The organism is Stenotrophomonas sp. TWI1151, from assembly GCF_039673135.1.
In the GTDB taxonomy this organism is placed as follows: Bacteria; Pseudomonadota; Gammaproteobacteria; order Xanthomonadales; family Xanthomonadaceae; genus Stenotrophomonas.
This window is the reverse complement of the sequence record NZ_JBDJLA010000014.1, coordinates 95,167-120,391: the sequence shown is the minus strand read 5'-3', so window position 1 is coordinate 120,391 and position 25,225 is coordinate 95,167. Positions and strand designations below refer to the sequence as shown.

The 25,225-nt window shown below is 67.0% G+C and carries 23 protein-coding genes; 14 read left to right on the top strand and 9 right to left on the bottom strand.

Going from position 1 to position 25,225, the window contains the following annotated elements; genetic code table 11:
- Positions 1-195: 195 nt before the first annotated feature.
- Positions 196-627: a CBS domain-containing protein gene (locus ABE422_RS15995; protein ID WP_346483314.1), complete on the top strand. Its 432-nt coding sequence runs from the start codon at positions 196-198 to the stop codon at positions 625-627.
- A 61-nt stretch (positions 628-688) separates the two neighbouring features.
- Here the strand turns inward: ABE422_RS15995 and ABE422_RS15990 are convergent, their stop codons facing one another.
- The 3 genes from ABE422_RS15990 to ABE422_RS15980 form a co-directional block, all read right to left on the bottom strand.
- Complete coding sequence (locus ABE422_RS15990; protein WP_346483313.1) at positions 689-2,137, bottom strand: UdgX family uracil-DNA binding protein; 1,449 nt, start codon at positions 2,135-2,137, stop codon at positions 689-691.
- Position 2,138: 1 nt separating this feature from the next.
- Complete coding sequence (locus ABE422_RS15985) at positions 2,139-3,458, bottom strand: putative DNA modification/repair radical SAM protein (protein ID WP_346483312.1); 1,320 nt, start codon at positions 3,456-3,458, stop codon at positions 2,139-2,141.
- A 74-nt stretch (positions 3,459-3,532) separates the two neighbouring features.
- Positions 3,533-3,967 carry a VOC family protein gene (locus ABE422_RS15980; protein WP_319211429.1) on the bottom strand — a complete coding sequence of 145 codons (435 nt, stop codon included), beginning with the start codon at positions 3,965-3,967 and terminating at the stop codon, positions 3,533-3,535.
- Positions 3,968-4,149: 182 nt separating this feature from the next.
- Between ABE422_RS15980 and ABE422_RS15975 the strand changes: the two genes are divergently transcribed.
- The gene (locus tag ABE422_RS15975) at positions 4,150-4,512 is read left to right on the top strand and encodes a hypothetical protein (protein ID WP_313213025.1); all 363 of its coding nucleotides are present in this window, start codon (positions 4,150-4,152) and stop codon (positions 4,510-4,512) included.
- A gap of 48 nt (positions 4,513-4,560) precedes the next feature.
- On the opposite strand, the gene gloA is transcribed toward ABE422_RS15975, so the two are convergent.
- Positions 4,561-5,088 carry a lactoylglutathione lyase gene (gene gloA, locus ABE422_RS15970; protein WP_313213024.1) on the bottom strand — a complete coding sequence of 176 codons (528 nt, stop codon included), beginning with the start codon at positions 5,086-5,088 and terminating at the stop codon, positions 4,561-4,563.
- A 111-nt stretch (positions 5,089-5,199) separates the two neighbouring features.
- On the opposite strand from gloA, the gene ABE422_RS15965 reads away from it, so the two are divergent.
- Positions 5,200-6,312 carry a PLP-dependent cysteine synthase family protein gene (locus tag ABE422_RS15965; protein ID WP_346483311.1) on the top strand — a complete coding sequence of 371 codons (1,113 nt, stop codon included), beginning with the start codon at positions 5,200-5,202 and terminating at the stop codon, positions 6,310-6,312.
- Positions 6,313-6,430: 118 nt separating this feature from the next.
- Positions 6,431-8,464, top strand: a complete 2,034-nt coding sequence (locus ABE422_RS15960; RefSeq protein ID WP_346483310.1) for a M3 family metallopeptidase — start codon at positions 6,431-6,433, stop codon at positions 8,462-8,464.
- A gap of 127 nt (positions 8,465-8,591) precedes the next feature.
- On the opposite strand, the gene ABE422_RS15955 is transcribed toward ABE422_RS15960, so the two are convergent.
- Positions 8,592-9,392 (bottom strand): SDR family oxidoreductase, encoded by an 801-nt coding sequence (locus ABE422_RS15955; RefSeq protein WP_346483309.1) that lies wholly within the window; start codon positions 9,390-9,392, stop codon positions 8,592-8,594.
- Positions 9,383-9,961: a DUF1415 domain-containing protein gene (locus tag ABE422_RS15950; protein ID WP_123730129.1), complete on the bottom strand. Its 579-nt coding sequence runs from the start codon at positions 9,959-9,961 to the stop codon at positions 9,383-9,385. Before ABE422_RS15950 ends, ABE422_RS15955 begins: the two co-directional genes overlap by 10 nt.
- Before the next feature lie 210 nt (positions 9,962-10,171).
- Between ABE422_RS15950 and ABE422_RS15945 the strand changes: the two genes are divergently transcribed.
- The 3 genes from ABE422_RS15945 (at position 10,172) to ABE422_RS15935 (ending at position 13,966) form a co-directional block, all read left to right on the top strand.
- Entirely contained in the window at positions 10,172-11,635 is a 1,464-nt protein-coding gene (locus ABE422_RS15945; protein WP_346483308.1) for a benzaldehyde dehydrogenase, read from the top strand.
- A 14-nt stretch (positions 11,636-11,649) separates the two neighbouring features.
- Entirely contained in the window at positions 11,650-12,777 is a 1,128-nt protein-coding gene (locus tag ABE422_RS15940) for an NAD(P)-dependent alcohol dehydrogenase (protein WP_346483307.1), read from the top strand.
- Positions 12,778-12,865: 88 nt separating this feature from the next.
- Positions 12,866-13,966, top strand: coding sequence for a helix-turn-helix domain-containing protein (locus ABE422_RS15935; protein WP_346483306.1), 1,101 nt, complete (start codon positions 12,866-12,868; stop codon positions 13,964-13,966).
- A 486-nt stretch (positions 13,967-14,452) separates the two neighbouring features.
- On the opposite strand, the gene ABE422_RS15930 is transcribed toward ABE422_RS15935, so the two are convergent.
- Positions 14,453-14,935 carry a YajQ family cyclic di-GMP-binding protein gene (locus ABE422_RS15930; protein ID WP_313212414.1) on the bottom strand — a complete coding sequence of 161 codons (483 nt, stop codon included), beginning with the start codon at positions 14,933-14,935 and terminating at the stop codon, positions 14,453-14,455.
- A 78-nt stretch (positions 14,936-15,013) separates the two neighbouring features.
- On the opposite strand from ABE422_RS15930, the gene ABE422_RS15925 reads away from it, so the two are divergent.
- The 3 genes from ABE422_RS15925 to ABE422_RS15915 all read left to right on the top strand — a co-directional run bounded on the left by ABE422_RS15925 (position 15,014) and on the right by ABE422_RS15915 (position 17,746).
- On the top strand, positions 15,014-15,910 hold the full coding sequence (locus ABE422_RS15925) for a DMT family transporter (protein ID WP_313219553.1): 897 nt from the start codon (positions 15,014-15,016) through the stop codon (positions 15,908-15,910).
- Between the two features lie 142 nt (positions 15,911-16,052).
- Positions 16,053-17,060, top strand: coding sequence for a methionine ABC transporter ATP-binding protein (locus ABE422_RS15920; RefSeq protein WP_346483305.1), 1,008 nt, complete (start codon positions 16,053-16,055; stop codon positions 17,058-17,060).
- Positions 17,057-17,746 carry a methionine ABC transporter permease gene (locus ABE422_RS15915; RefSeq protein ID WP_121039992.1) on the top strand — a complete coding sequence of 230 codons (690 nt, stop codon included), beginning with the start codon at positions 17,057-17,059 and terminating at the stop codon, positions 17,744-17,746. The genes ABE422_RS15920 and ABE422_RS15915 overlap by 4 nt, the downstream gene beginning before the upstream one ends.
- Positions 17,747-17,781: 35 nt before the next feature.
- Here ABE422_RS15915 and ABE422_RS15910 read toward each other — a convergent pair whose 3' ends face one another.
- Positions 17,782-18,393: a lipocalin family protein gene (locus ABE422_RS15910; protein ID WP_088433799.1), complete on the bottom strand. Its 612-nt coding sequence runs from the start codon at positions 18,391-18,393 to the stop codon at positions 17,782-17,784.
- A gap of 203 nt (positions 18,394-18,596) precedes the next feature.
- On the opposite strand from ABE422_RS15910, the gene ABE422_RS15905 reads away from it, so the two are divergent.
- Positions 18,597-18,923, top strand: coding sequence for a hypothetical protein (locus ABE422_RS15905; RefSeq protein WP_346483317.1), 327 nt, complete (start codon positions 18,597-18,599; stop codon positions 18,921-18,923).
- Positions 18,924-18,957: 34 nt separating this feature from the next.
- A complete protein-coding gene (locus ABE422_RS15900; RefSeq protein WP_346483304.1) occupies positions 18,958-21,054 on the top strand; it encodes a prolyl oligopeptidase family serine peptidase in 2,097 nt (698 codons plus the stop codon).
- 166 nt (positions 21,055-21,220) lie between these two features.
- On the opposite strand, the gene ABE422_RS15895 is transcribed toward ABE422_RS15900, so the two are convergent.
- Positions 21,221-22,417 carry a pyridoxal phosphate-dependent aminotransferase gene (locus ABE422_RS15895; RefSeq protein ID WP_346483303.1) on the bottom strand — a complete coding sequence of 399 codons (1,197 nt, stop codon included), beginning with the start codon at positions 22,415-22,417 and terminating at the stop codon, positions 21,221-21,223.
- Positions 22,418-22,528: 111 nt separating this feature from the next.
- On the opposite strand from ABE422_RS15895, the gene ABE422_RS15890 reads away from it, so the two are divergent.
- Together ABE422_RS15890 and ABE422_RS15885 are read left to right on the top strand one after the other, a co-directional pair.
- Positions 22,529-24,646, top strand: a complete 2,118-nt coding sequence (locus tag ABE422_RS15890; RefSeq protein ID WP_346483302.1) for a S9 family peptidase — start codon at positions 22,529-22,531, stop codon at positions 24,644-24,646.
- A gap of 122 nt (positions 24,647-24,768) precedes the next feature.
- The gene (locus ABE422_RS15885) at positions 24,769-25,200 is read left to right on the top strand and encodes a YbaN family protein (protein WP_346483301.1); all 432 of its coding nucleotides are present in this window, start codon (positions 24,769-24,771) and stop codon (positions 25,198-25,200) included.
- The last annotated feature ends 25 nt before the right edge of the window (positions 25,201-25,225 follow it).

The following is a 25,225-nucleotide window of genomic DNA, read 5'->3' as shown; positions in this document are numbered from 1 at the left end:
CATTCAGCGACGGTTTTAGTCACGGTGCCATTCTCAGGGTCGTTCACGCTTTCCACGACGAACCGTCCCAGATTTGCAAACTCCTGGCCCAGGGTGCGGTCGTAGAATCGAGTGACCGAGGCAGGTGCATCGCCATCGACCTCGTTGCAATCAGGCGCCTCTCTCGACTTCAGTAACCTGCACCAGGAAACAAGAATGAACGTCCGCGAACTCCTGCAATCCAAGAAAGAAGCCATCGTCACCATCGATTTGGAAGACACCATCGGTGCCGCCGCGCACAAGATGAGCGCGCACAAGATCGCCGCCCTGGTGGTGATGAAGGACGATGCGCCGGTCCGGATCGTGTCCGAGAAGGACATCGTGCGCAGCCTTGCGGAAGATGGTCCCCAGGCCGGCCGACGCGTCATTTCCAGCTTGCCGTCGGCAGGGCTGGAAGGCATCGGCCCGGACGCCACCCTCAAGCAGGCGATGGCGCTGATGACCTACTCGCGTCACCGTCATCTGATGGTGACCGAAGACACCAAGCTGGTCGGCATCCTGAGCCTGGGCGATATCGTGAAGAACCTGCTCAGCGAACTGGAGCTGGAAAAAGCGGTGCTGCAGGACATCTACATGGCGGCGCACTGACCTGCCCGTGTCCTGCTGACGGGTAACGCCGGCCGCCGGCCGGCAAGCCCACGCTGGAGAATCAACGCCGGCCTTCAAGGCCGGTCAGCTGCTGAAGGTCCGACAGCAGCAGCCGATAGGCTGCCTGCTGTGGCTCACCTGCCGGCTGCCGCAACACCCACGACGGATGCACCGTCGCGAATGCGCGGGTGCCGTCCTCCAGTGAGTGCCAGCGTCCGTGGTTGGCCATCAGGTTGAACCCGGCGCCGAACACCGCGGTGGCTGCGCTCGCCCCCAGGCAGACGATCACCTGCGGTCGCACGTTCTCGATCTCGCCCATCAGCCACGGCCGGCAGGCGTTTATGTGGGTGATCTGCGGCTTGCTGTGGATGCGCCGCTTGCCACGCCGTTCAAAGCGGAAGTGCTTGACCGCATTGGTCATGTAGAGCGTGCGGCGATCAATGCCAAGGTCGCGCAGGGCGCGATCCAGCAGTTGTCCGGCGGGCCCGACGAACGGGTGTCCGCTGAGGTCCTCGCTGTCGCCAGGCTGCTCGCCGACCAGCATGATCCGTGCGTCGTGCGGGCCTTCGCCGAACACGGTCTGCGTGGCCGGCTCCCACAGCGGGCAGCGGCGGCACGCAGCGGCAGCATCGCGCAGGGCATCCAGTGTGGCAGGTGGGGTATCCGTCGCTGGCGCGGGTGAGGCGATGGCCTCGGGGATACGCCGTCGCGGGGCCTGTGCTTCACGGTTGTGCATCTCCTGCACCCGGTCACCGGCATCACGGACCAGGTGCGGCAGCAAGGATGCTTCGGGCAGGTGTTTCCAGTATTTGGCCGGCATTTCCTGCTGCATCATGCGCGTGTTGAGCCGGGCCGGATTGAAGATGTTGGCGTAGTAGGTGCGCCACAATTCTTCGCGTGCGTCTTCCATCGGCGCATCGCTCTGGTGGCCGCCCGGACCGAACGACAGCTGCTGCCCATCCCAGTGCACGCTGCGGTACGGCGTCAGGATCGCCCAGCGCATGCCGGCGAATCGTCGCGCGAAAAACGGTGCGACGCGGTCGACGATCTGGTGATCCGGTTCGAACCAGGCAATGAACGCGTCCTGTTCGCCGGGCACCTCCCGGAAGCGCACGAAGGCCTTCATCTTATGCGTGTCGCGGCGTACCGCCTGGCTCAAGGCCATGGCGCGAAGCACGTCGGCATCGGCGGGGTTGGTGAGCAGACTGCGTTCGCCATGGGTGATGCGCCACAGCATGCGATAGAGCAGGGACATCCGCTGCGGATCGCGGTGGCACAGGCAGATGGCAGCCAGCTCGACAAAGCTCTTGGGGACATGGACCTGCGGCTCGGCCGGTGGCGCGCTGTCCTCCACCGAGCTCAGCGATGGCGCATCCAGCAGCGACGTCTCGCTGCCAGGCAACCAGTCCAGTTGATCCGGCGCGACCGCGTGACGCAGGGCCAGGCGCGCGGCGGTGCGCCACGCTTCCAGAGACCACGCCGGGTCGACCCGCACACTCCAGCGCGACATGTCAGTGGGCGGCCGTGTCGGGGAACAACGCACCCTGTCGCGGCGGTGGTGCCAGTCGGGCACGTAGTGCCGCCGGGTCATCCAGTGCACGCCGCGGATGATGGTCGGCCAGCTGCACGAACGGCAGCAGCTTGCTCATCGGCGCACGCAGGCGGGCCACATCGGCCACGCGCAGGCGTCCATGCCGCCGCGCCATCAGTACGCGCTTGACGTTGCGCACGCCTAGCCCGGGCACGCGTAGCAGCAGCTCCTTGGGCGCGATGTTGAGATCGACCGGGAAGCGCTCGGGGTGGCGGATCGCCCAGGCCATTTTCGGGTCGATGTCCAGGTCCAGCATGCCGCCCTGGGTGGCATCGGTGATTTCCTCCACGCCGTACCCGTAGAAGCGCAGCAGCCAGTCCGCCTGGTAGAGGCGGTGCTCGCGTGCCAGTGGCGGTGCCTGCAGGGGCAGCGCCTTGCTCGCATCGGGAATGGGGCTGAAGGCGGAGTAATAGACGCGGCGCATCCGATAGTTGCCGTACAGATTGTCGGCCGCGCTGAGGATCTGGTTGTCGCTGGCACCGTCGGCGCCGACGATCATCTGGGTGCTCTGCCCGGCCGGCGCGAAGCGGGGCGCGCCGGCCCGGCGGCCGCGCAAGGCCGGCGCGGGGGGCGCTGCGGCGGCTGCCGAGGATGATGGCGCGTCAGGGTCCGGATGTGACGTGCGCGCTTCCTTGGCTTCCTCGATGCGCCAGCGCAGCTCGCCCATCGCGCCGCGGATCGACGGCAGGGATTTCTCTGGCGCGAAGCTGGCCAGCCCTGCCTCGGTGGGCAGCTCGATGTTGATCGACAGCCGATCGGCATGGCGACCGGCAAGCGCAAGCAGTTCCGGGGAGGCTTCCGGAATGGTCTTGAGGTGGATGTAGCCGCTGAACCGGCGTTCTTCGCGCAGCACGCGCGCGATCTCCACCATCTGCTCCATGGTGTAGTCGGCATTGCGGATGATCCCGCTGGAGAGAAACAGCCCCTCGATGTAGTTGCGCTTGTAGAAGTCCATCGTCAACGCGACCACTTCCTCCACGCTGAAACGCGCCCGCTGCACGTTGCTCGATACGCGGTTGACGCAGTACGCGCAGTCGTAGATGCAGAAGTTGGTCAGCAGGATCTTGAGCAGCGACACGCACCGGCCATCGGGCGTGTAGCTGTGGCAGATTCCCATCCCCTCGGTACTGCCGATGCCGCCGGATGCACGCGAATCGCGCTTGCCCGCGCCACTGGAGGCGCAGGACGCGTCGTACTTCGCGGCATCGGCAAGGATGGCCAGTTTGCGGATCGTCTCCATGGAAAGACCGTACCGAGGCACGATCTCATCCAGTGAGACGCATCAGATAGTCCCTGAAGAATTCAGGTTCCGACTCAGCCTTCGAAGGTCACTTTCACCGAGTCCGCGCTGTAGGTGGCCGGCCCATGGAACACCACTTCGATGTTGTTGCCATCCGGATCCAGCGCGAACGCCGCGTAATAGCCCGGGTGGTAAGGGCGCTCGCCCGGGGCGCCGTTGTCCTTCCCACCGTTGGCCAGCGCCGCCTGGTGGAAGGCCTCGACCGTGGCGCGGTCGCGCGCCTGGAAGGCGAGGTGGTGGCGACCGGTGAGCTGGCCCAGCGCCGCGTCGCTGTCCGGCGTGGAGATGAACAGTTCGTCGGCCCAGAAGTAGGTGTCGCCTTCGCCGGCGATCGGAATGCCGATCGTGTCGAACACGGCCTGGTAAAAGCGGCGGCTGGCGGCGAGATCCCTGACCACCAGCTGCAGGTGATCGATCAGGCGGCCGCGGTGCAGTTCCATCGTTTCCATACCGGCTCCGTTGGGTGGTGGGACGGGGCGCAGATATACCACCGGACGCAGCGCGACGCATCGCGGCGATGTCGATCTTGCTGACTGAGCGCAGCGGTCTGTCGGCCACGGCCCTTCCGCCGGCCCGCGCGCTGACCTACGCTGCGCGCTGACGTCATGAACGCGCAGGCGGAGGAGGCACGATGCTGTGGATGGTGATGATGGCGCAGGCGCTCGCCGGCGACGTGGGTTATGAACAGGTGCGTGCGTTGGCGCAGCGCGATGAAGCCAGTCTGGCGCCGGCGGCCTACACAGAAATGGTGGACAGCATGAGCCGGGTCGGTGGTGCCAGCTTTACGCGTTGCCTGCCGACCCCCGCGCCGGAGACGCTCGCCGCGTTCACGGTGGTGCTGCAACTGGATGCGCAGGGCAGGGTAGTGCGGACCTGGCGCGAAGGCGATGAGGCGGTCGCGCGCTGCGTGGACGCAGGATTTGCCGGGAAAACGTTGTTCGTACCACCCAAGGCGCCGTTCCATGCGGCCTTCGAGTTCCAGGTCCAGCCGTAGCCGCCGCGACGCGCGGGAATGGGCCGGCGCGTCGCGGAGCGGCGGGGATCAGGCGATCGGCGTGTTGGAGATGATCTCCACCCAGTAGCCATCCGGATCCTTGATGAAGGCCAGGTGCTTCATGCGGCCGTCTTCCAGGCGCTTCTGGTAGGGCACCTGCAGCGCATCGAAGCGCTTGCAGGCGGCCTGGATGTCCGGCACCGACACGCAGATATGGCCGAAGCCGCGCGGGTCGGTATTGCCGTTGTGATAGACCGGGCCGTCCTGGGCTTCGGTGCCGTGGTTGTGCGTCAGCTCCAGCACGCCCGGAATCCCGGCCATCCAGACGCGGCGGGCATCGTCACCTTCGGGAATCTGCGTGCCGGCCGGCAGCAGGGCCAGGAAGTACAGGCTGAAGTCGGCGTCGGGGAAGTGGCGCAGATCGATCAGCTGGAAGCCGAGCACGCGGGTGTAGAAATCCAGCGAAGCGGTGGCGTCCTTGACGCGCAGCATGGTGTGGTTGAACACGAAGCCGGTGGTGTCAGCGGGCACCTGGGCGGCGACACCCGGTTGGTTCTGGAAGGCGGCAAGGCTCATGGGGGATCCTGGGGCGGGGGCCGCATCGGCGCGGCGGACGGGCCATTTTAGCGGTCCCGGCTGGATGGGGTGGCGGGTAGAATGGGGCGTCTCCCTGCGCAGTGTTCATCCATGTCCCAGCGTGAATGGGTGGCCGCCGCCATCCGCAAGATCGAAGCCGACTTCAACCGATCGGCCGATACCCACCTGATTCCGATGGACCTGCCCGGGTTCGAGGGCATCGACCTGTATTTCAAGGACGAGTCCAGCCATCCCACCGGCAGCCTGAAGCATCGTCTGGCCCGTTCGCTGTTCCTGTACGCGCTGACCAACGGCTGGCTGCGTGAAGGGCGCCCGGTGATCGAGGCGTCCAGCGGCTCCACGGCCGTATCCGAGGCGTATTTCGCCGGGCTGCTGGGCCTGCCGTTCATCGCCGTGATGCCGGCCACTACCTCCCCCGAGAAGATCGCGGCGATCGAGTTCCACGGCGGACGCTGCCATCTGGTGGAACGTGCGTGCGACCTCAACTGCGATTCGGAAGCGCTGGCCCGCGAAACCGGCGGCCACTTCATGGACCAGTTCACCTACGCCGAGCGCGCCACCGACTGGCGTGCCAACAACAACATCGCCGAATCGATCTTCAAGCAGATGGCCGAGGAGCCGCACCCGGTGCCGGAGTGGATCGTGTGCAGCCCGGGCACCGGTGGCACCGCGGCCACGCTGGGCCGCTATGTGAGCTACCGCCGGCATGACACGCGCATCCTGTGTGCGGACCCGGAAGTGTCGGTGTTCTACGACGGCTACTGCGCGGCGCTGGCCGGGCAGCCCTGGCGCGAGCTGACCTGCAGCGGTGGCTCGCGCGTGGAAGGCATTGGCCGGCCGCGGGTGGAATCCAGCTTCATCCCGACCAGTGTCGATGCGATGGTCAAGGTGCCCGACGCGCTGAGCCTGGCCGCGATGCGCCACGTCAGCCGCCAGCTGGGCCGCCGCGTGGGCGGCTCCACTGGCACCAATTTCATCGGCGTGCTGCAGGCCGCGCAGCTGATGCGCGATGCCGGCCGCAGCGGCTCGATCGTGACCATCCTGTGCGACAGCGGCGAGCGCTACGCCCACAGCTATTACAACCCGGAGTGGTACCCGAAGCAGGGCATCGACGTGGAGGGCGCCGATGCCCAGCTTGCCGCGGCGGTGGCGGGGCAGGGGTTGCCGGTGCTGCCCTGCGTCTCGCTGGAAGCGCTGTACTGAGCGGGGCAGCAGGCGCGGCGTGAACCTCGCCCATCGGCGCACGCCGGGGCCTTGTGCGGGGCGGGGGGCAATGCCATATCGTGGGGTGATGCCGCTGCAGCGGCCCCGTTGTCTGGAGATGCCTGTGACCCCCACCAACCCCCTGCTCGATTTTTCCGGCCTGCCGCGTTTCGATGCGATCCAGCCTGAGCACATCGCCCCGGCGATCGATGCCCTGCTGGCCGAGGCCGAGGCGGCGGTAAGGACCGCCGAGACCGTCACCCCGCTGACCTGGGCGACCTTCGCCGATCCGCTGGATGACGCCACCGAGCGCCTGTGGCGTGCGTGGGGGCAGGTGGGCCACCTGCAGGCTGTGGTGAATACCCCGGCACTGCGCGAGGCCTACAACGCCAACCTGCCCAAGGTGACGCGCTTTGGCAGCGCACTGGGCCAGAACCTGGCGCTTTACCAGCAGTACCGTGCCCTGGCCGCCGCGCCGGAAGCGGCGCAGTACGCTCCGGCACGCCGCAAGGTGCTGGAGAACGCCCTGCGTGATTTCCGCCTGGGCGGTGCTGAACTCGATGACGCCGGCAAGGCGCGCTACCGCGCGATCCGCGAAGAACTGTCCGCGCTCTCGGCGACGTTCTCGCAGAATGTGCTCGATGCGACCGATGCCTGGTCGCTGCATGTGGAAGACCGCGCCGAACTGGCTGGCCTGCCGGACGATGTGATCGCCGCTGCCCGCACGGCCGCAGAGAAGGATGGCCTGAACGGCTGGAAGCTGACGCTGCAGATGCCGTGCTATATCCCGGTGCAGACCTACGCCGAGCATCGCCCGCTGCGTGAGGCGCTGTATCGCGCCAACGCGGTCCGCGCCTCCGAATTCGGCGATGCCGCGCTGGACAACAGCGGCAACATCGATCGCGTGTTGGCCCTGCGTGCGGAGCTGGCGGCGCTGCTGGGCTTTGCCAACTACGCCGAGTATTCGATCGCCACCAAGATGGCCGAAGATGCGCCGCAGGTGCTGGGCTTCCTGCGCGATCTGGCCGCGCGTGCCAAACCGTATGCACAGCGCGACCGTGCCGAGCTGGAGGCCTTCGCGCGCGACGAACTGGGCCTGACCGCGCTGGACGCGTGGGACCTGGCCTTCGCGGCGGAGAAGCTGAAGCAGGCGCGCTACAGCTATTCCGAGCAGGACGTGAAGCAGTACTTCACCGAGCCGAAGGTGTTGGACGGCCTGTTCAGCGTGATCCGCAGCCTGTACGGGCTGGAGGTGCAGCCGGACAGCGCGCCGGTGTGGCACCCGGACGTGCGCTTCTTCCGGGTGGTCGATGCGCAGGGCGCGCTGGTGGGTCAGTTCTATCTGGACCTGTACGCGCGCGAAGGCAAGCGCGGTGGCGCGTGGATGGACGATTGCCGCAACCGCCGCGAGACCGCTGCCGGTGTGCAGACGCCGCTGGTGTACCTGGTCTGCAACTTCGGCAAGGGCGCCGCGGGGCAGCCGGCGACCTTCAGCCATAGCGATGTGACCACGCTGTTCCATGAAATGGGGCATGGGCTGCATCAGTTGCTGACCCGCATCGGCGAGCTTGGCGTGGCCGGCATCAACGGCGTGGAGTGGGACGCGGTGGAACTGCCAAGCCAGTTCATGGAGAACTTCTGCTGGGAATGGGAGCGCGTGCAGGCGATGACCGCACACGTAACCACAGGCGAGCCGCTGCCGCGTGCGCTGTTTGACCGCATGCTGGCGGCACGCAATTTCCAGAGCGGCATGTTCACCGTGCGCCAGCTGGAGTTCGCCCTGTTCGACATGCAGCTGCACAGCGATTTCGACCCGACCCAGGACAGCGTGCAGGCCCTGCTGGAGCGCGTGCGCGATGAGGTGGCGGTCAACCGGCCGCCGGCCTGGAATCGCTTCCCCAATCAGTTCAGCCACATTTTTGCTGGTGGCTATGCGGCGGGCTACTACAGCTACAAGTGGGCTGAAGTGCTCAGCGCCGATGCCTATGCCGCGTTCGAGGAAGCGCCGGACAAGGTGACCGAAACCGGTCAGCGGTTCCGCGATGAAGTGTTGTCGCGCGGCGGCAGCCGGAGTGCGGCAGAGAACTTCGCCGCGTTCCGTGGCCGCGCGCCGACCGTGGACGCGTTGCTGCGACACAACGGGATGGTGTGACCCCGGTTACGGTAGTGCCGGCCGCTGGCCGGCTCTGCATCCTGCCGCCAGGGGCGGAGTGTCATGCAACGTGAGGCGCCGGCCAGCGGCCGGCACTACCCGGCAGCGTGATCGGACCGGACGCGGCTCATTCGGCGTAGATCATCTTGCGGGTCATGCCGCCGTCGACGATGTGGTCCTGGCCGGTGATGAAACCGGCCAGGTCCGAGAGCAGGAAAACCGCCAGCGCGCCGATGTCCGGCGGCTGGCCAACCCGGCCGACCGGATGCTGCGCCTGATCGCGGCGCGAGAGCTTGGGCATGCGCCGGCGTGACGGTGCCTGCCAGGCATCGGTGGTGATCCAGCCGGGGCTGATGCTGTTGACCCGCACCGCCGGCCCTTCGCTCAACGCGAGTGCATGGGTGAAGGCGACCAGCCCGCCCTTGGCCGCGGCATAGGCTTCACTGTCCGGTTCGGACTGCCAGGCACGCGTCGAGGCGATGTTGAGGATGGCCCCGGCGTGTTCGCGCAGGGCGGGCAGGGCGTGTTTGCTGCACAGGAAGGCGCCATGCAGGCTGGAGAGGCGGCGTTGCCACTCGGCCAGCGGCATCTCCGCCAACGGCGTGCCATGGGCACTGGCGATGCCGGCATTGTTGACCAGGCCATCCATGCGGCCAAAGCGCTTCATCGTCGCCTTCATCAGCGCCTGCACACTGCGCTCGCTGGCCACATCCGCGCGCTGGAACGCCGCGCGCTCCGGCAGCGCCCATTCGGTCAAACAGGCCTTGCCGGCATCGGCATCCAGGTCGGCAATCATCACGCTGCCGCCGGCGCCGAGCACCGCCTGCGCGATGCCACGGCCCACCCCCTGCGCACCGCCGGTGATCACCACCACGCGATCGCGCAGCGGCTGTGCCGACCAGTCGAGGATGGACGGTGTCAGTGACACGGCGGCATGTCGTTGCGGCCCAGCAGGCGCGTCCAGCCTTCAATGCCGAGCTTGTCCAGCGTTTCGATGTTGCGCTCCACGATCACATCCGGATCCGGGAACGCGGCGACCGCCCGCTCGACGCTGTCTTCGCGCAGCAGGTGCAGGGTCGGGTAGGGCGCACGGTTGGTGTAGTTGCTCACGTCATCCGGCGCCGCGCCGGCGAACTGGTACTGCGGATGGAAGCTGGCCACCTGCAGGATGCCCTGCAGATCCAGTGCTTCGATCGCCGCATCGGCGTTGTCGAGGAAATCGTTGTAATCCAGGAAATCGGTCAGCACGTCCGGATGCACGATCAACGTGGTGTCGATCTGTTCGGCCGGCGTATCGCGCAGCAGGATCAGCTCTTCGGCCAGTTCCTCCACCAGCGCTTCCGGGGTGGTCGCATCGCTGAGCACGAACCGCACCTGATCCTTCACGTACACCGCTTTGGCGAACGGGCACAGGTTCAGGCCGATGACGATCTGCTCCAGCCATTTCCGGGTCTCGGCAATGGGGTCGTGGGTGGCAGTGAGGGAAGCATCGTTCATGGCGGGCGGTGTCGCTGGCTGGGCTGTTGATTGTACGGCGCGGCGGTGAAGCGGGCGGGTGATCGGCTCCACTGTCCATTAACTGGACACCGACCATGCTGATAAACCCTTATCCGGCAATCACTTGCAGTGATCGGGCCAACGGCCAATAGGCAGTGGTCCGCCGCAGGTATCCAATGGCCGGGTACACGACGCAAGGAGTTATCAGAGATGGCAACACACGCATTCCTGCCGACGGCCACGTGGTCCGGCAAGCTGTTCGAGGGTCAGTGGAGCCCGGGTGCCGGCACCCAGGATGTGGTCGAACCGGCCACCGGCGAACGCCTGGGCGAGATCGCGATGGCCGACCCGGCGCAGATCTCGCGCGCCGCCGCCACCGCCGCCAAGGCGCAGCGCGACTGGGCCAGCGCCCCGTATGACACCCGCGCGCAGGTCCTGCGCCGTGCCGCGCAGCTGGCCGAAGAGCACAACGACGAGATCGTGCAGTGGCTGGTTCGCGAAAGTGGCTCCACCCAGCTCAAGGCCGGCTTCGAGGCCAAGGTGAACACCAAGGCGTTGCATGAAGCGGCGGCATTGCCCTCGCGCAGCATCGGTGAAGTGCTGCCGTCCGAACCGGGCCGTCTGAATCTGGCGCGCCGCCGACCGCTCGGCGTGGTCGGCGTGATCGCGCCGTTCAACTTCCCGCTGTATCTGGCCATGCGCGCAGTCGCCCCGGCACTGGCGCTGGGCAATGCGGTGGTGCTCAAGCCCGATCCGCGCACCGCCGTGTGCGGTGGCTTCGTGATCGCACGCCTGTTCGAACTGGCTGGGCTGCCGGCCGGCCTGCTGCACGTGCTGCCCGGTGATGGCGCGGCCGGTGCGGCGCTGACCAGCGACCCGAACATCGCGATGATCCAGTTCACCGGCTCCACCGGTGCCGGGCGCAAGGTCGGTGAAGCGGCGGGCAAACACCTGAAGAAGGTGTCGCTGGAACTGGGCGGCAAGAACGCGCTGATCGTGCTCGACGATGCGGACATGGAGCTGGCCATCGCCAATACGGCGTGGGGCGTCTACCTGCACCAGGGCCAGATCTGCATGGCCACCGGCCGCGTGCTGGTCCAGCGCAGCATCCATGCGCGTTTCCTGGAAAAGCTGGTGGCCAAGGCGAAATCGCTCAAGGTCGGCAATCCGGCCGACGGCGAGGTGGCGATCGGGCCGTTGATCAATGCCCAGCAGCGTGACCACGCCGCGCGCATCGTCGCCGAGGCACAAGCCGCGGGCGCGACCCTGGCGACCGGTGGTGGCTACCAGGATCTGTTCTTCGAGCCGACCGTGCTCAGCGATGTGAGCCGCGACAACCCGGCGTTCCACGAAGAGATATTCGCGCCGGTCGCGGTAGTGGTGCCGTTCGATACCGATGATGAGGCGGTGGAGCTGGCCAACGACAGCGAATACGGCCTGTCGATGGCGATCGTATCCAGCAACGTGGGCCGCGCGCTGAAGCTGGGCGAACGGCTGCGCACCGGCCTGCTGCACATCAACGACCAGACGGTGAACGATGAGGTGATCAATCCGTTCGGTGGCGTGGGCGCCTCCGGCAACGGCACCAGCATCGGTGGCCCGTCCAACATCGACGAGTTCACCCAGTGGCAGTGGATGACCGTCAAGGGCGAAGCGCCCGCGTACCCGATCTGATCCAGGAGACCCTCATGACCGCAACAGCAGAACTGCGCGACATCACCGTGGCCGTGGTGCGCGAAAAAGAACAGCCCTTCACCATCGAGAAGGCGCGCATCCGTGGCCCGCAGGACGATGAGGTGCTGGTCCGCGTGGTCGCCACCGGCCTGTGCCATACCGATCTGATCGTGCGTGACCAGTACTACCCCGTGCCGCTGCCGGCCGTGCTCGGCCATGAAGGCGCGGGCATCGTCGAAGCGCTCGGCCCGGGCGTGAAAGATCTCAAGGTTGGCGACCATGTCGTGTTGACCTACGGCGCCTGCGGCCACTGCAATCCCTGCAGCGGCGGCCACGGCGCCTACTGCAAGGACTTCTTCGGCCTGAACTTCGGTGGCGGTGCGCTGGATGGCTCCACCGTGATCCAGGATCCGGACGGCAACCCGCTGCACGATCACTTCTTCGCGCAGTCCTCGTTCGCCACCTACGCACTGAGCCGCGAGAACAACGCGATCAAGGTGCCCGACGATGCGCCGATCGAACTGCTCGGCCCGCTGGGCTGCGGCATCCAGACCGGTGCCGGTGCGGTGATCAACTCGCTCAAGGTGACCGCCGGCAGCAGCTTCGCCAGCTTCGGCGCGGGCGCGGTGGGCCTGAGCGCGGTGATGGCCGCACGCGTGGCCGGTGCGACCACCATCATCGCCATCGATGTGGTGACGTCGCGGCTGGAACTGGCCAAGGAGCTGGGGGCCACGCACGTGATCAACAGCCGCGAGGTCGATGTGGTGGAAGCGGTGCGCGGGATCACCGGCGGCGGCGCGAACTTCGCACTGGAATCCACCGGTCGTCCGGAGGTGCTGGCGCAGGGCATCGAGGCCCTCGGCGGGTTGGGGATGATTGGCGTGGTCGGCGCGCCGAAGCTGGGCACCAAGGCCGAGTTCGACGTCAACAACCTGCTGCTCGGCGGGCGCAGCATCCGCGGCATCGTCGAAGGCGACAGCGTGCCCAAGGTGTTCATTCCGCAGCTGGTGCAGCTGTACCAGCAGGGCCGCTTCCCGTTCGACAAGCTGGTCAAGTTCTACCCGCTGGACCAGATCAACCAGGCCGCCGAGGACAGCACCCGCGGTGTCACCCTCAAGCCGATCCTGACCATCGGCGGGTGAAACGGTCCGTCGCAGGCCTGCATGCCTGCGACGACGTACCAGTCAGCTTTGCGGGAGTAGGCTGTCGGTCCGAGGTGGAGATCGACCGATGGCCGCGATGGTTCTGGAACAGCAGCAGGTATTGGCCGCCGCCCGTCAGCGTTTCGCCGAGGGCGGCGCGCTGATGGACAGCGTGGTCAGCCCGCCGGTGCAGCGCTCCTGGGAGCGCTCGCGCCAGGCCGGCGTACAGCCGCGGCAGGAGCCGTACTACGCGCCCCTTGCCGCTGCGGCCACGCGCCTCGACGACCCTGCCGACCGCCGCCTCGCACGCTGTGTGCGCGAGGACATGGACCACCTCTGGGCCGCCTTCGGCGGCCGCCAGTGGACCCTGTTCTGCGTCAACGCCGAGGGCCTGGTCATCGCCCAGCGCGAACATGGCCTGGCCGACGTCCCGGTACTGCGTCCGATCCAGATCGGTCGCCGCCTGCGCGAAATCGACATCGGCACCACCGCACCGGCCTGCAGCCTGGCCGAAGACGCGCCCGCCCTGGTGCGCGGCAATGAGCACTATCTCGACCGCTTCGCCACCGTGTTCTGCCTGAGCGTGCCGCTGCATGGGCTGGATGGCGAAGTGCTGGGTGCACTGGACATCACCGGCACTGGCGAGCGCGATGCCGAGCTGTTGCACGGCTACTTCCGCCAGGCCGCGCTGTCGGCCGAGAACCGCCTCATGCAGGACCACCGCCCCTGCCACCTGCTGGCGGTGCAACACGACACCCGATGGCTGCACTCGCCCCTGCAGGGCCTGCTGGCCATCGAAGAAGACGGCCAGGTGCGTGCCGCCAACCGCGTCGCCCGCCGCCTGTTCGGACTGCCGCGTCGCGGCCACTTGCCCGTTCTCACCCTGGACGGCCTGTTCGCCGGCGCCAGTACCCACCAGCGCCGCCGCCTGCTGCAGAGCGGCCCCGCCCACCGCGTCCGCCTGGATGACGACACCGCCGTTCACGTGCAGTACCTGCGCGGACCACTCGCACCGCATGCCAGCGTGAAACTCGACGCGCCGCGCGCCAACGCTGCACCTGCATCGCTGCGGACACACACCACACAGCACGTACGCGACGCCGTGGCCGCGCATCAAGGAAACGTCAGCGCCGCCGCACGCCAGCTCGGTATCTCACGCACCACGCTGTACAAGCTGATTCGCGCGTAACGAGCAGCATCCGGCGGCATACGCCGCGCGCGGAAGGGCTTCTCTTCGATCCTTTGCAACGAGGTTGCCGGCCAGCGGCCGGCACTACCGAGGGGACATCGCCTGATTGCCGGCCAGCGGCCGGCACTACCGAGGGGGCATCGCCTAATTGCCGGCCAGCGGCCGGCACTACCGAGGGGGCATCGCCTGATTGCCGGCCAGCGGCCGGCACTACCGCTTTGCTCGCCCATCCGCCGAGGAAGCGTCGGGCGGCGGGTAGGGCCGGGCCTTGCCTGGACCATGAGCGGCATGGATGCCGCGACATGAGCCCCCATGGATGGGTTCACGGCGGGTCCGGGCAAGGCCTGGCCCTACCCGCCGCAGCCCTCGCCAGTGAATCGCCAGCCTTTAGCGATGAGCTGCCAACGCCAAAGACAACGAAAGCCCATCAGCAACAAACAGCGGCGCCCTTCGCTGGCGCGGCTCGCTACAGCCCTTCGGCCAAGATCAATCGCGGAAATTATCGAACTGCAGCGGCACCTCGAACGTCTCCTTCCGCAACAGCGCCATCGCATCCTGCAGATCATCGCGCTTCTTGCCCGTCACCCGCAGCTTGTCGCCGTTGATCTGGCTGTCCACCTTCAACTTGGCCTCCTTGATCGTCGCCGCGATCTTCTTGGCCACCTTCTGCTCGATCCCCTGCTTCACGGTGATCTTCTGCCGTGCACCGGCCAGATTGGTTTCGATATCACCGAACTCCAGGCACGCCGCATCGATCTTCCGTGCCGTCAACCGCTGACGCAGGATGTCCGTCATCTGCTGCAGCTGGAAATCGCTCGGCGCGGACTGACTGATCACGCTGTCTTCCAGCACGTACTTGGCGTCCACCCCCTTGAAATCGAAACGCGTGGACAGCTCGCGGTTGGCCTGGTCGACCGCGTTGGTCAGCTCGTGGGTGTCGACTTCGGAAACAACGTCAAAAGAGGGCATGGGCAAACTCCAACGGGTGAATGTCCCCATTCTATCAAGCCACCATGGACGGGCCGGCCAAGCCGGCGATAATGGGCCATGAACACGCAGAAATCCCCCACCCGCGCCGTCGCCTGGATGCTGATGGCCGTCGCCTGCTTTTCGCTGATGGATGCCGGCATGAAGCAGCTGTCGGCCAGCTATCCCACCCTGCAGGTCACCTTCCTGCGCGGTGCGGCCTCGCTGCCGTTCGTACTGGTCTGGGTGCTGGCCACCGCCGGCCCGCGTTCGCTGGTGCCCAGGCGATGGGTCCTGCACCTGCTGCGCGGCGTGCTCGGCATGGTGATGATCGGCTGCTTCGTCTACGCCCTGCGCAGCCTGCCACTGTCCACCGCCTACACCATCTACTTCGTCGCCCCGCTGCTGATCGCCGCGCTCTCGGTGCCGCTGCTCGGCGAGCACGTGGGCCCGCGCCGCTGGATCGCCATCGGCATCGGCCTGGTCGGGGTACTGGTCGTGCTGCGCCCCGGCGTCGGCGGGATCATTTCCTTCCCGGGCCTGATGGTGCTGCTGGCCGCCACCGCCTATGCGCTGGCCGCGATCACGGTCAGCATGCTGACCCGCACCGACACCCCGCAGTCGATGGTGGTGTGGTTCCTGGTGATCATGGCTGTCGGCGCCGGCCTGCTGGCGATCCCGGACTGGCAGCCGCTGCAACTGGGCCATGCCGCGCTGATCGCCGGCATGGGCCTGGCCGGGGCAGGGGGGCAGGTCGCCCTGACCCGTGCTTTCCAGCTGGGGGAGGCCTCGATGATCGCGCCGCTGGAGTACACCGGGCTGGTCTGGGTGATCGGCTGGGACCTGCTGTTCTGGGGCGTGCTGCCCGACCAGGTGACCTGGCTGGGCGCGGCGATCATCGTCGCCTCGGGCCTGTACCTGCTGCACCGTGAGCGGGTGCGCCGGGTCCAGCCGCCCCGGCCGCTGGACCACCCCTGAGCCCGGCCGGCCCCCCCTGGCCGGCCGGATCACGGTCTCTTAGAACCAAACGGAATATCATTCCGCGCAACCGCACGGGCCAGGGCCGCCCCGCGCTGGTAGGCTGCACGCCCCCTCCCGTCGATGCCCGGTTGACCGCGAAGTGATCGAGTTCCAGCGCCTGCACAAATCCTATGCCGTCGGCGGCCGCGCGATTGCCGCGCTGCAGCCGCTGGACCTGACCATCGAGGCCGGCGAAGTGTTCGGCATCATCGGCCATTCCGGCGCGGGCAAATCGACCCTGATCCGGCTGATCAACCGGCTCGAGGAGCCGACCGGCGGCCGGCTGCTGATCAATGGCGAGGATGTCACCGCGCTCGATGCCGAAGGCCTGCGCGTGCTGCGCCGGAAGATCGGCATGATCTTCCAGCACTTCAACCTGCTCTCGTCGCGCACCGTGGCCGCCAACGTCGCCTTCCCGCTGGAGCTGGCCGGGACCCCGCGCGCGGAGATCGACGCGCGCGTGGACGAACTGCTGCATACCGTCGGCCTGGAAGCGCACGCCAACAAATACCCGGCGCAGCTGTCCGGCGGCCAGAAGCAGCGCGTGGGCATCGCCCGCGCCCTGGCGACCCGCCCGCAGATCCTGCTGTGCGATGAAGCCACCAGCGCGCTGGACCCGCAGACCACCGCTTCGGTGCTGAAGCTGCTGGGCAAGATCAACCGCGAGCTGGGCCTGACCATCGTGCTGATCACCCACGAGATGGACGTGATCCGCCGGGTCTGCGACCGCGTTGCCGTGCTCGATGCCGGCCACCTGGTCGAGACCGGTCCGGTCACCGAGGTATTCCTGCACCCGCAGCACCCGACCACGCGCCGCTTCGTGAGCGAATCGGAGCAGGTGGACGAGGGCGAGCTGCACAAGGATTTCGAGGCGGTCGCCGGGCGCATCGTGCGCCTGACCTTCCTCGGCGCCGACACCTACGAACCGCTGCTGGGGCGCATCGCCCGCGAGACCGGCGTGGACTACAACATCCTGTCCGGCCGTATCGACCGGATCAAGGACACCCCGTATGGCCAGTTGACCGTGTCGCTGGTCGGCGGCGACGTGCAGGCCGCGCAGGCGGGGTTCGTTGCCGCCGGTGTCCACCTTGAGGAGCTGCGCCGATGATCCTGGCCACTGCAGGCGGGTTCTTCCGCCATCTCGACGCCGGCAAATGGGCCGATATCGGCCAGGCCACGCTGGATACCCTGCTGATGCTCGGCGGCTCACTTCCGCTGACGCTGCTGATCGGCCTGCCGCTGGGCGTGCTGCTGTTCCTGACCGGCTCGCCGCAGCTGCACCGCAAGCCGGTGCTGTATGGCGCGCTCGCGCTGCTGGTGAACCTGCTGCGTTCGGTGCCCTTCATCATCCTGATGATCGTGCTGATCCCGCTCACGCTGTGGATGATGGGTACCTCGCTGGGCGTGCGCGGTGCGATCGTGCCGCTGGTGATCGGTGCGGCGCCGTTCTATGCGCGCCTGGTCGAAACCGCGCTGCGCGAAGTGGACCGTGGCGTGATCGAAGCGACCCAGGCGATGGGCGCCACCACCTGGCAGCTGGTCACCCGGGTGCTGCTGCCCGAAGCGCGGCCGGGCCTGATTGCCGGCGCCACGGTCACCGTGATCGCGCTGATCGGCTTCACCGCGATGGGCGGCGCGATCGGCTCGGGCGGCCTGGGCGACCTGGCCTTCCGCGATGGCTACCAGCGCTCGCACACCGACGTGGCCCTGGTCACCGTGGTGCTGCTGTTGGTGCTGGTGCAGATCCTGCAGATGATCGGCGACCGCCTGGTCTCGCACTACAGCCGGAAATAACCGGTAGGTACCGACCGTTGGTCGGTACGCCACGCTTACCGGACGTTCGGCACTTCAAAGCCCAGCCGGTCCACCTGCTCGGGGTGCTGCGGCACGCGCTTGAGCTTGTCGGTATTGACCCCGTAATCGTCACGCAGGCGGGTGGCGAGCTCCTTGTAGAGCTCTTTGTCCATGTCCGGCTGGCGCGCGAAGATCCAGGCCATCTCGCGGCCCGGGTAGCCCAGCATCGCCCATGAATAATCCGGCGCGACTTCCAGCACACGGGTGTGGGTCGGCACGATCTTGTAGAACCAGGTGCGCCAGTTGTGGTTGCCGCTCTTCTCGTCCACCGAGGCGCGGACGGTCAGTTCCTGCTGCGGCTCGGAGAAGCCATCGCGGTAGCGGTAGGTGATGGACACTTTCTGGTCGCCGCGCAGGCGGAACTGATTGACGCTGGCGACATGGCCACGCTCGATCGGGTTCGGCACGCGGCCGATCACATACCAGGTGCCCATGAACCGCTGCAGGTCGATCGGCGCATTGGCGCTGTCGACCGCGACCGGGGTCGGCGCGGGTTCCGGTTTGGTCTCATGGCGGAACGCACAGGCTGACAGCAATGCCAGCGAGGAGACCAACAGGACAGCGCGAAGCGGGCGGTTCGAAGACATGCGGCAGGTGGCTCCAGTGGCTGGCAGGGGCATGGTGGGTGGGACAGCGGAGAACGTCAATGGCGGCGCAGCGGTTGCGTGACCGATTCATGCAACCGCTCGCCGGACATCCCTTCTGTCGCCTCCCCGTACAAGGTCGCAGCCCTTGAGATGGCGGCGCGGCAAGGTGACGCATCACTTTCGCACGGAGCTGTGTCATGACCCTGTCGTCTTCCCCGCGTTCGTCCGACCGTCCCGATCCCCGCGTGCTGCGTTGCGTCAGGCAGGCCGTCCTTGCCGGGGTGGCCCTGGTCCTGGTCTGGCCCGCCGCGCGGGGGCATAGCGAGTGGATCGGCTGGCTACCGATGTGGCTGATCGGCATGCCGCTGATGGCCTGGTGGAGCCTGCTTCGCTTCCGCCTGCCGCTGGCCGGCCTGCTCAACCGCACCGCCCGCCGCCGCCGCGGGCCGCAGGCCCGGCGCCGGCGGCGCCCGTTGGAGCGTCCGGCGCGACCTGACCTTCGACACGTGAGCCGCGGCCAGCCGGTGTGATAGCGTCCCAAGGCTATGAACGCTTGGAGCTGCAATGTCACGATTCGCTTCCGCCTGCCTGGTGGCAGGTCTGATCTCCGCCGGTGCGGCGGGAACCGCCATGGCCGCTGACGCCCCCGCGGACCCGTACGCCTGGCTTGAAGACGTCACCGGCGACAAGCCGCTGGCGTGGGTCAAGGAACAGAACGCCAAGTCCGAAGGCCGTCTGGCTGCGACGCCGGCGTTCAAGCAGATGGAGACCAGCATCCGCGAGGTGCTCGATTCCGATGCCAAGATTCCCGGCGTGCAGAAAATCGGTGACTACTACTACAACTTCTGGAAGGACAAGCAGCACGAGCGCGGCCTGTGGCGCCGCACCACGCTGGCCGAGTACCGCAAGGCCTCGCCGCAGTGGGAAACCGTGCTGGATCTGGATGCACTGAACAAGGCCGAGGGCGAGAACTGGGTGTGGCACGGCGCTGACTGCCTGCGCCCGGATTACTCGCGCTGCCTGATCGCGCTGTCGCGCGGCGGCGCCGATGCCGATGTCACCCGCGAGTTCGACCTGGCCAACAAGACCTGGATCAAGGACGGCTTCTTCCGCCCCGAATCCAAGGGTGGCCTGAACTGGATCGACCGCGACACGGTGTTCGTCTACACCGATTTCGGCACCGGCACGATGACCACCTCCGGGTATCCGCGCGTGGCCAAGCTGTGGAAGCGCGGCACCCCGATGGCCTCGGCTTCGATGGTGTACGAGGGCAAGCCCGATGACATGTACATCGCGGCCATGCACGACGATACCCCCGGTTACGAGCGCAACCTGGTCAGCCGCACGCTGGCCTTCTACAACAACGAAATCTTCCTGCGCGCCGATGATGGCACGCTGACCAAGATCGATGCGCCGAACTCGGCCGAGAAGGGCCTGCGCAAACAGTGGCTGACCCTGGAGCTGCGTGAGCCATGGACCGTGGGCGGCAAGACCTACGCCGCCGGTTCGCTGCTGGCCACCAAGCTGGACGATTACCTCGCCGGCAAGCGTGTTTTCGACGTGCTGTTCGCGCCGACCGACACCACCTCGCTGGCCGGCACCAGCTGGACGAAGAACCACCTGATCCTGAACGTGCTGGACGACGTCAAAAGCCGCCTGAGCGTGCTGACGCCGGGCGACGGCGGCTGGAAGACGACGGCCTTCACCGGCGCGCCGTCGTTCGGCACCGTGGCCGTCAGTGCGGTCGATGCCGATGACAGCGATGCGGTGTGGATGACCGTCACCGATTACCTGACCCCGACCACCCTGGCCATTGCCGAGATCGGCAAGCAGCCTGAGGTGCTCAAGACCATGCCGACGTTCTTCAACGCCGATGGCAAGGTGATCGAGCAGCACTTCGCCACCAGCAAGGATGGCACCCGGGTGCCGTACTTCGTGGTGCACCGCAAAGACATGAAGCTGGATGGCTCCAATCCGACCCTGCTGTACGGCTACGGTGGCTTCGAGATCTCGCTGACCCCGTCGTACTCGGGCGGCATGGGCCGCGCGTGGCTGGAGAAGGGCGGTGTATACGTGGTCGCCAACATCCGTGGCGGTGGCGAGTACGGCCCGCGCTGGCACCAGGCGGCGTTGAAGCAGAACCGCCACAAGGCCTATGAAGACATGGCCGCGGTCGCCCGCGACCTGGTGAGCCGCAAGATCACCTCGGCCAGGCACCTGGGCGTGCAGGGCGGCAGCAACGGTGGTCTGCTTACCGGCAACATGCTCACCCAGTACCCGGAGCTGTTCGGGGCGGTGGTGGTGCAGGTGCCGCTGCTGGACATGAAGCGTTACAGCCACCTGTTGGCCGGCGCGTCGTGGATGGCCGAATACGGCAATCCGGATACGGCCGATTGGGAATTCATCAAGACCTTCTCGCCGTACCACCTGTTCGACGCCAGCAAGACCTACCCGCCGGTGCTGTTCACCACCTCCACCCGCGATGACCGTGTGCATCCGGCCCATGCCCGCAAGATGGCGGCCAAGATGATCGACGCCGGCAAGGACGTGACCTACTACGAGAACATCGAAGGCGGTCACGGCGGCGCGGCGAACAACGCGCAGGCCGCGCATATGTCGGCGTTGGCCTACAGCTTCCTGTGGGAGCAGCTCTCCAAGTAAGCTCGGGGTGCTCGACGGCCAGGGGCGGTCGAGCAGCCGGCAGGGAGTGAGCCTGCCGCGGACGTTATAGCCCCCTGGCGTAGACTCCGGGTGGTGGGGCGTCAGGTTGGCTCCACCCCATTTTGAGCGCCACGCAGCGATGCGTGGCGTTTTTTTTATGGGCGGCTCAGCGCACCCATGTCTCCAGTCCGCGCGCGATCCGGCGCACCGCGTCTTCCAGGCGCGGCACGTCCTGCGTGTAGGCCAGGCGCACATGCTCGTTCGCACGGTGGTGCCCGAAGTCCAGGCCCGGCGTGAACGCCACATGCTCGGTCTCCAGGAAATGCGCGCAGAACGCCTGCGCATCATCGGTGAACGCACTCACGTCGGCGTACAGATAGAACGCGCCTTCCGGTTCCACTTCGATGCAGAAACCGAGCGCGCGCAGTGCCGGCAGCAGGTAATCGCGACGCTCGCGGAACGCCGCACGACGCTGCTCGAAGATCGCGATCGATTCCGGCTCGAAACAGGCCAGCGCCGCATGCTGGGCGATGCTCGAGGCGCTGATGTACAGATTCTGCGCCAGCTTCTCCAGCTCCCGCACCGCCTGCGGTGGCGCGACCAGCCAACCCAGGCGCCAGCCGGTCATCCCGTAGTACTTCGAGAAGCTGTTGAGCACGAAGGCTTCGTCATCCACCTGCAGCACGCTGGCCGCGTCCATGCCGTAGGTAAGGCCGTGGTAGATCTCATCCACCACCAGGTGCCCGCCGCGCGCCTTCAACGACTGCGACAGCGCTGCCAGCTGCGCCGCCGAGAGCACGGTGCCGGTCGGGTTGGCCGGGGAGGCGACCAGCGCACCAACACTGTCGGCGTTCCACTGCTGTGCCACCAGGTCCGGCGTCAGCTGGTAGGCCGTCTCCGGGCCGACCGGCACCAGCTGCGCGGCGCCTTCCACCAGCCGCAGGAAGTGCCGGTTGCACGGATAGCCCGGATCGGCCAGCAACCAATGCCTGCCCGGGTCCACCAGCAGGCTGCTGGCCAGCAACAAGGCACCTGAGCCGCCTGGGGTCACCAGGATGCGCTCCGGATCGATCTGCACCTGGTAGCGATCCTGGTAGAAGCCTGCAATCGCCTCGCGCAGCGCGGGCAGGCCGCGGGCCGCGGTGTAGCGCGTGTGGCCGGCCGCCAGCGCGGCCTGGCCGGCGCGCACGATCGGAGCGGCGGTGGTGAAGTCCGGCTCGCCGATCTCCAGGTGGATCACATCGTGGCCAGCCTGCTCCAGCGCCTGCGCGCGGGCCAGTAGCGACATCACGTGGAAGGGTTCGATGTCCTGGCTGCGGCGGCTGTAGCCGGTGCCGGTCGGGGGCGTGCGGGAAGTATCCATGGCCTGATGATAGGCGCAGTGACCAACGACAGGCTTGCTGCTGGCCCACCCGCCAGCACAGACTGCACGGACACGGACGCCATTGCATTCCCCCGCCAGGAGCCTTATCTCGTGAAACCCGCCCTTTGTTTACTGGTTGCCAGCCTCATGACCTCCAACGTGCACGCCGCCCCCGCGCTGACCCCGCCCGACGCCGAGAAGCACCCGCACACGGTGAAGGCTCCCTTTGGCGCGACCCGCAGCGACGATTACTACTGGCTGCGCGACGACAAGCGCGAAGACACGAAGATGCTGGCCTACCTGAATGCGGAGAACGCCTACACCGACCAGGTGGTGGCCCCGCTCAAGCCGCTGGAAGACACCCTGTACAAGGAGATCGTCGCCCGCATCAAGCAGGACGATGCCAGCGTGCCCTCGCGTGACCGCGGTTACTGGTATTACACCCGCTTCGAAACCGGCAAGGACTACCCGATCCAGGCGCGCCGCAAGGGCAGCATGGAGGCGCCGGAAGAAATCCTGCTCGACATCAACACGATGGCCGAGGGCAAGGGCTACTTCAACGTGGGCGATGCCGATGTCAGCCAGGACAACCACCTGCTGGCCTGGGCCGAAGACGACGTCGGCCGCCGCCAGTACGTGATCCGCTTCAAGGACCTGCGCACCGGTGAGGTGCTGCCGGATCGCATCGAGAACGTCTCGCCCAATGTGGTCTGGGCCGATGACAACCGCACCCTGTTCTATGTCGAGAATGATCCGGAAACCCTGCTCACCGTGCGCGTCAAGAAGCACGTGCTGGGCACCCCGGCCAGCAGCGACGTGCTCGTGTATGAAGAGAAGGACGACAGCTTCTACATGGGCGTTGGCCGCACCCGCGATGATCGTTTCCTGACCATCGAGCTGCACAGCACGGTGAGCTCGGAAACGCGCTACGCCCCGGCTGCCGACCCGCAGGCGTTCAAGGTACTGGCGCCGCGTGCGCGCGATGTGGAATACGACGCCGACCACTTCAACGGCCGTTGGGTGATCCGCACCAACGCGGCGGACGCGAAGAACTTCAAGATCGTCACCGCGCCCAGCGATGCCACCGCGCGCAGCCAATGGAAAGACTGGGTCGCGCACGATGACGCCGTGCTGATCGAAGGCTTCGAACTGTTCGACGGCTTCACCGCGATCGCCGAGCGCTCCAATGGCCTGGAACGCGTGCGCCTGCTGTTCCCGGATGGCCGCCAGGATTACGTCAAGGCGGATGAGCCCGCCTACTCGATGGGGTTGGCTGCCAACAGCGAGCACGACACCCCGTGGCTGCGTTACGCCTACAACTCGCTGACCACGCCGACCACCACCTACGAGCTCAATACCGTCACCGGTGAACGCCGCCAGCTCAAGCAGCAGCCGGTGATCGGCTATGACCCGTCGCAGTACACCACCGAGCGCGTGTGGGTGACGGCCCGCGATGGCGTCAAGGTGCCGGTGTCGCTGGTCTACCGCAACGGTTTCAAGAAGGACGGCACCGGCGCGCTGTACCAGTACGCCTACGGCAGCTACGGCATGTCGATGGATCCGGGCTTCAACCAGACCGTGGTCAGCCTGCTCGATCGCGGCGTGGTGTATGCCATCGCCCACATCCGCGGCGGCCAGGAAATGGGCCGTGCGTGGTATGAGGACGGCAAGCTGCTCAAGAAGCAGAACACGTTCAACGATTTCGTCGATGTCACCCGCGAGCTGGTCCGCCAGGGCTATGCCGCCAAGGATCGCGTCGCCGCCTCCGGTGGCAGCGCCGGTGGTCTGCTGATGGGCGCGGTGGCCAACCAGGCGCCGCAGGACTATCGCGTGATGGTCGCCCAGGTGCCGTTCGTCGATGTGGTCACCACCATGCTCGACGCCAGCATCCCGCTGACCACCAACGAGTATGACGAGTGGGGCAACCCGGAGCAGCGCGAGTATTACGACTACATGCTCACGTACTCGCCCTACGACAACGTCAGCAGGCAGGCGTACCCGGCCCTGTTCGTCGGCACCGGCCTGTGGGATTCGCAGGTGCAGTACTGGGAGCCGGCCAAGTGGGTGGCCAAGCTGCGCGATGACAACACCGGCCACTTCCCGATCGTGTTCCGTACCAACATGGAAGCCGGCCACGGCGGCAAATCCGGCCGCTTCCAGCGTTACCACGAGCTGGCCGAGTCGTATGCGTTCGTGCTCGACCAGCTCGGCGTGACCACCTCCCGGTAATGCCGGCCGGCGGCCGGTCACCTCGGTTGGCCGGCGATTTCCGTTGACCGACGACCTCGTGTCGTCGGCCAATGCAGTGAGGCCGCCATGCGGCGGCCCGTCCGGGTCGCTATGCTGGCACCATGTCCCGGCCCGAACGCCCTGTGGTTTCCGAAGCGCCGGCTGTCCGGCGACGGGTGCGTTTTCGCTGGGCGTGGTGGCTGCTGGCCTATGTCAGCTTGGGCACCGGCATCGTGGGCATTTTCGTGCCGGGCCTGCCCACCACCGTGTTCATCCTGATCTCGGCCTGGGCCGCCTCGCGCGGGTCCGAGCGCCTGCACAACCGCCTGCTGGCGCACCCGCAGTTCGGCCCGGCGATCCGCAACTGGCAGGCGCATGGCGCGGTCAGCCGCCGCGGGAAATGGATGGCGACCCTGACCATGGCGGTGTGCGCGGGCATCATGCTGTGGTGCGTGCCGATCGCCTGGGTGAAGTGGCTCTCCATCGGCAGCATGACCTGCGTGGCGCTGTGGCTGTGGTGTCGGCCGCTGCCGCCGGAGGATGGGCTCCGGTAGTGGCCGCCGCGGGGCGGCACGACCA

Bases quoted from the DNA above. Each gene is read 5' to 3' on its own strand.
- ABE422_RS15935 (WP_346483306.1), top strand. From the start codon at position 12,866: ATGGCCGCGATGGTTCTGGAACAGCAGCAGGTATTGGCCGCCGCCCGT.
- ABE422_RS15950 (WP_123730129.1), bottom strand. From the start codon at position 9,961: ATGAACGATGCTTCCCTCACTGCCACCCACGACCCCATTGCCGAGACC.
- ABE422_RS15980 (WP_319211429.1), bottom strand. From the start codon at position 3,967: ATGGAAACGATGGAACTGCACCGCGGCCGCCTGATCGATCACCTGCAG.
- ABE422_RS15995 (WP_346483314.1), top strand. From the start codon at position 196: ATGAACGTCCGCGAACTCCTGCAATCCAAGAAAGAAGCCATCGTCACC.
- ABE422_RS15895 (WP_346483303.1), bottom strand. From the start codon at position 22,417: ATGGATACTTCCCGCACGCCCCCGACCGGCACCGGCTACAGCCGCCGC.
- ABE422_RS15930 (WP_313212414.1), bottom strand. From the start codon at position 14,935: ATGCCCTCTTTTGACGTTGTTTCCGAAGTCGACACCCACGAGCTGACC.
- ABE422_RS15985 (WP_346483312.1), bottom strand. From the start codon at position 3,458: ATGGAGACGATCCGCAAACTGGCCATCCTTGCCGATGCCGCGAAGTAC.
- ABE422_RS15945 (WP_346483308.1), top strand. From the start codon at position 10,172: ATGGCAACACACGCATTCCTGCCGACGGCCACGTGGTCCGGCAAGCTG.
- ABE422_RS15910 (WP_088433799.1), bottom strand. From the start codon at position 18,393: ATGTCTTCGAACCGCCCGCTTCGCGCTGTCCTGTTGGTCTCCTCGCTG.
- ABE422_RS15885 (WP_346483301.1), top strand. From the start codon at position 24,769: ATGTCCCGGCCCGAACGCCCTGTGGTTTCCGAAGCGCCGGCTGTCCGG.
- ABE422_RS15975 (WP_313213025.1), top strand. From the start codon at position 4,150: ATGCTGTGGATGGTGATGATGGCGCAGGCGCTCGCCGGCGACGTGGGT.
- ABE422_RS15915 (WP_121039992.1), top strand. From the start codon at position 17,057: ATGATCCTGGCCACTGCAGGCGGGTTCTTCCGCCATCTCGACGCCGGC.
- ABE422_RS15965 (WP_346483311.1), top strand. From the start codon at position 5,200: ATGTCCCAGCGTGAATGGGTGGCCGCCGCCATCCGCAAGATCGAAGCC.
- ABE422_RS15900 (WP_346483304.1), top strand. From the start codon at position 18,958: ATGTCACGATTCGCTTCCGCCTGCCTGGTGGCAGGTCTGATCTCCGCC.
- ABE422_RS15925 (WP_313219553.1), top strand. From the start codon at position 15,014: ATGAACACGCAGAAATCCCCCACCCGCGCCGTCGCCTGGATGCTGATG.
- gloA (WP_313213024.1), bottom strand. From the start codon at position 5,088: ATGAGCCTTGCCGCCTTCCAGAACCAACCGGGTGTCGCCGCCCAGGTG.
- ABE422_RS15990 (WP_346483313.1), bottom strand. From the start codon at position 2,137: ATGTCGCGCTGGAGTGTGCGGGTCGACCCGGCGTGGTCTCTGGAAGCG.
- ABE422_RS15960 (WP_346483310.1), top strand. From the start codon at position 6,431: ATGCCTGTGACCCCCACCAACCCCCTGCTCGATTTTTCCGGCCTGCCG.
- ABE422_RS15940 (WP_346483307.1), top strand. From the start codon at position 11,650: ATGACCGCAACAGCAGAACTGCGCGACATCACCGTGGCCGTGGTGCGC.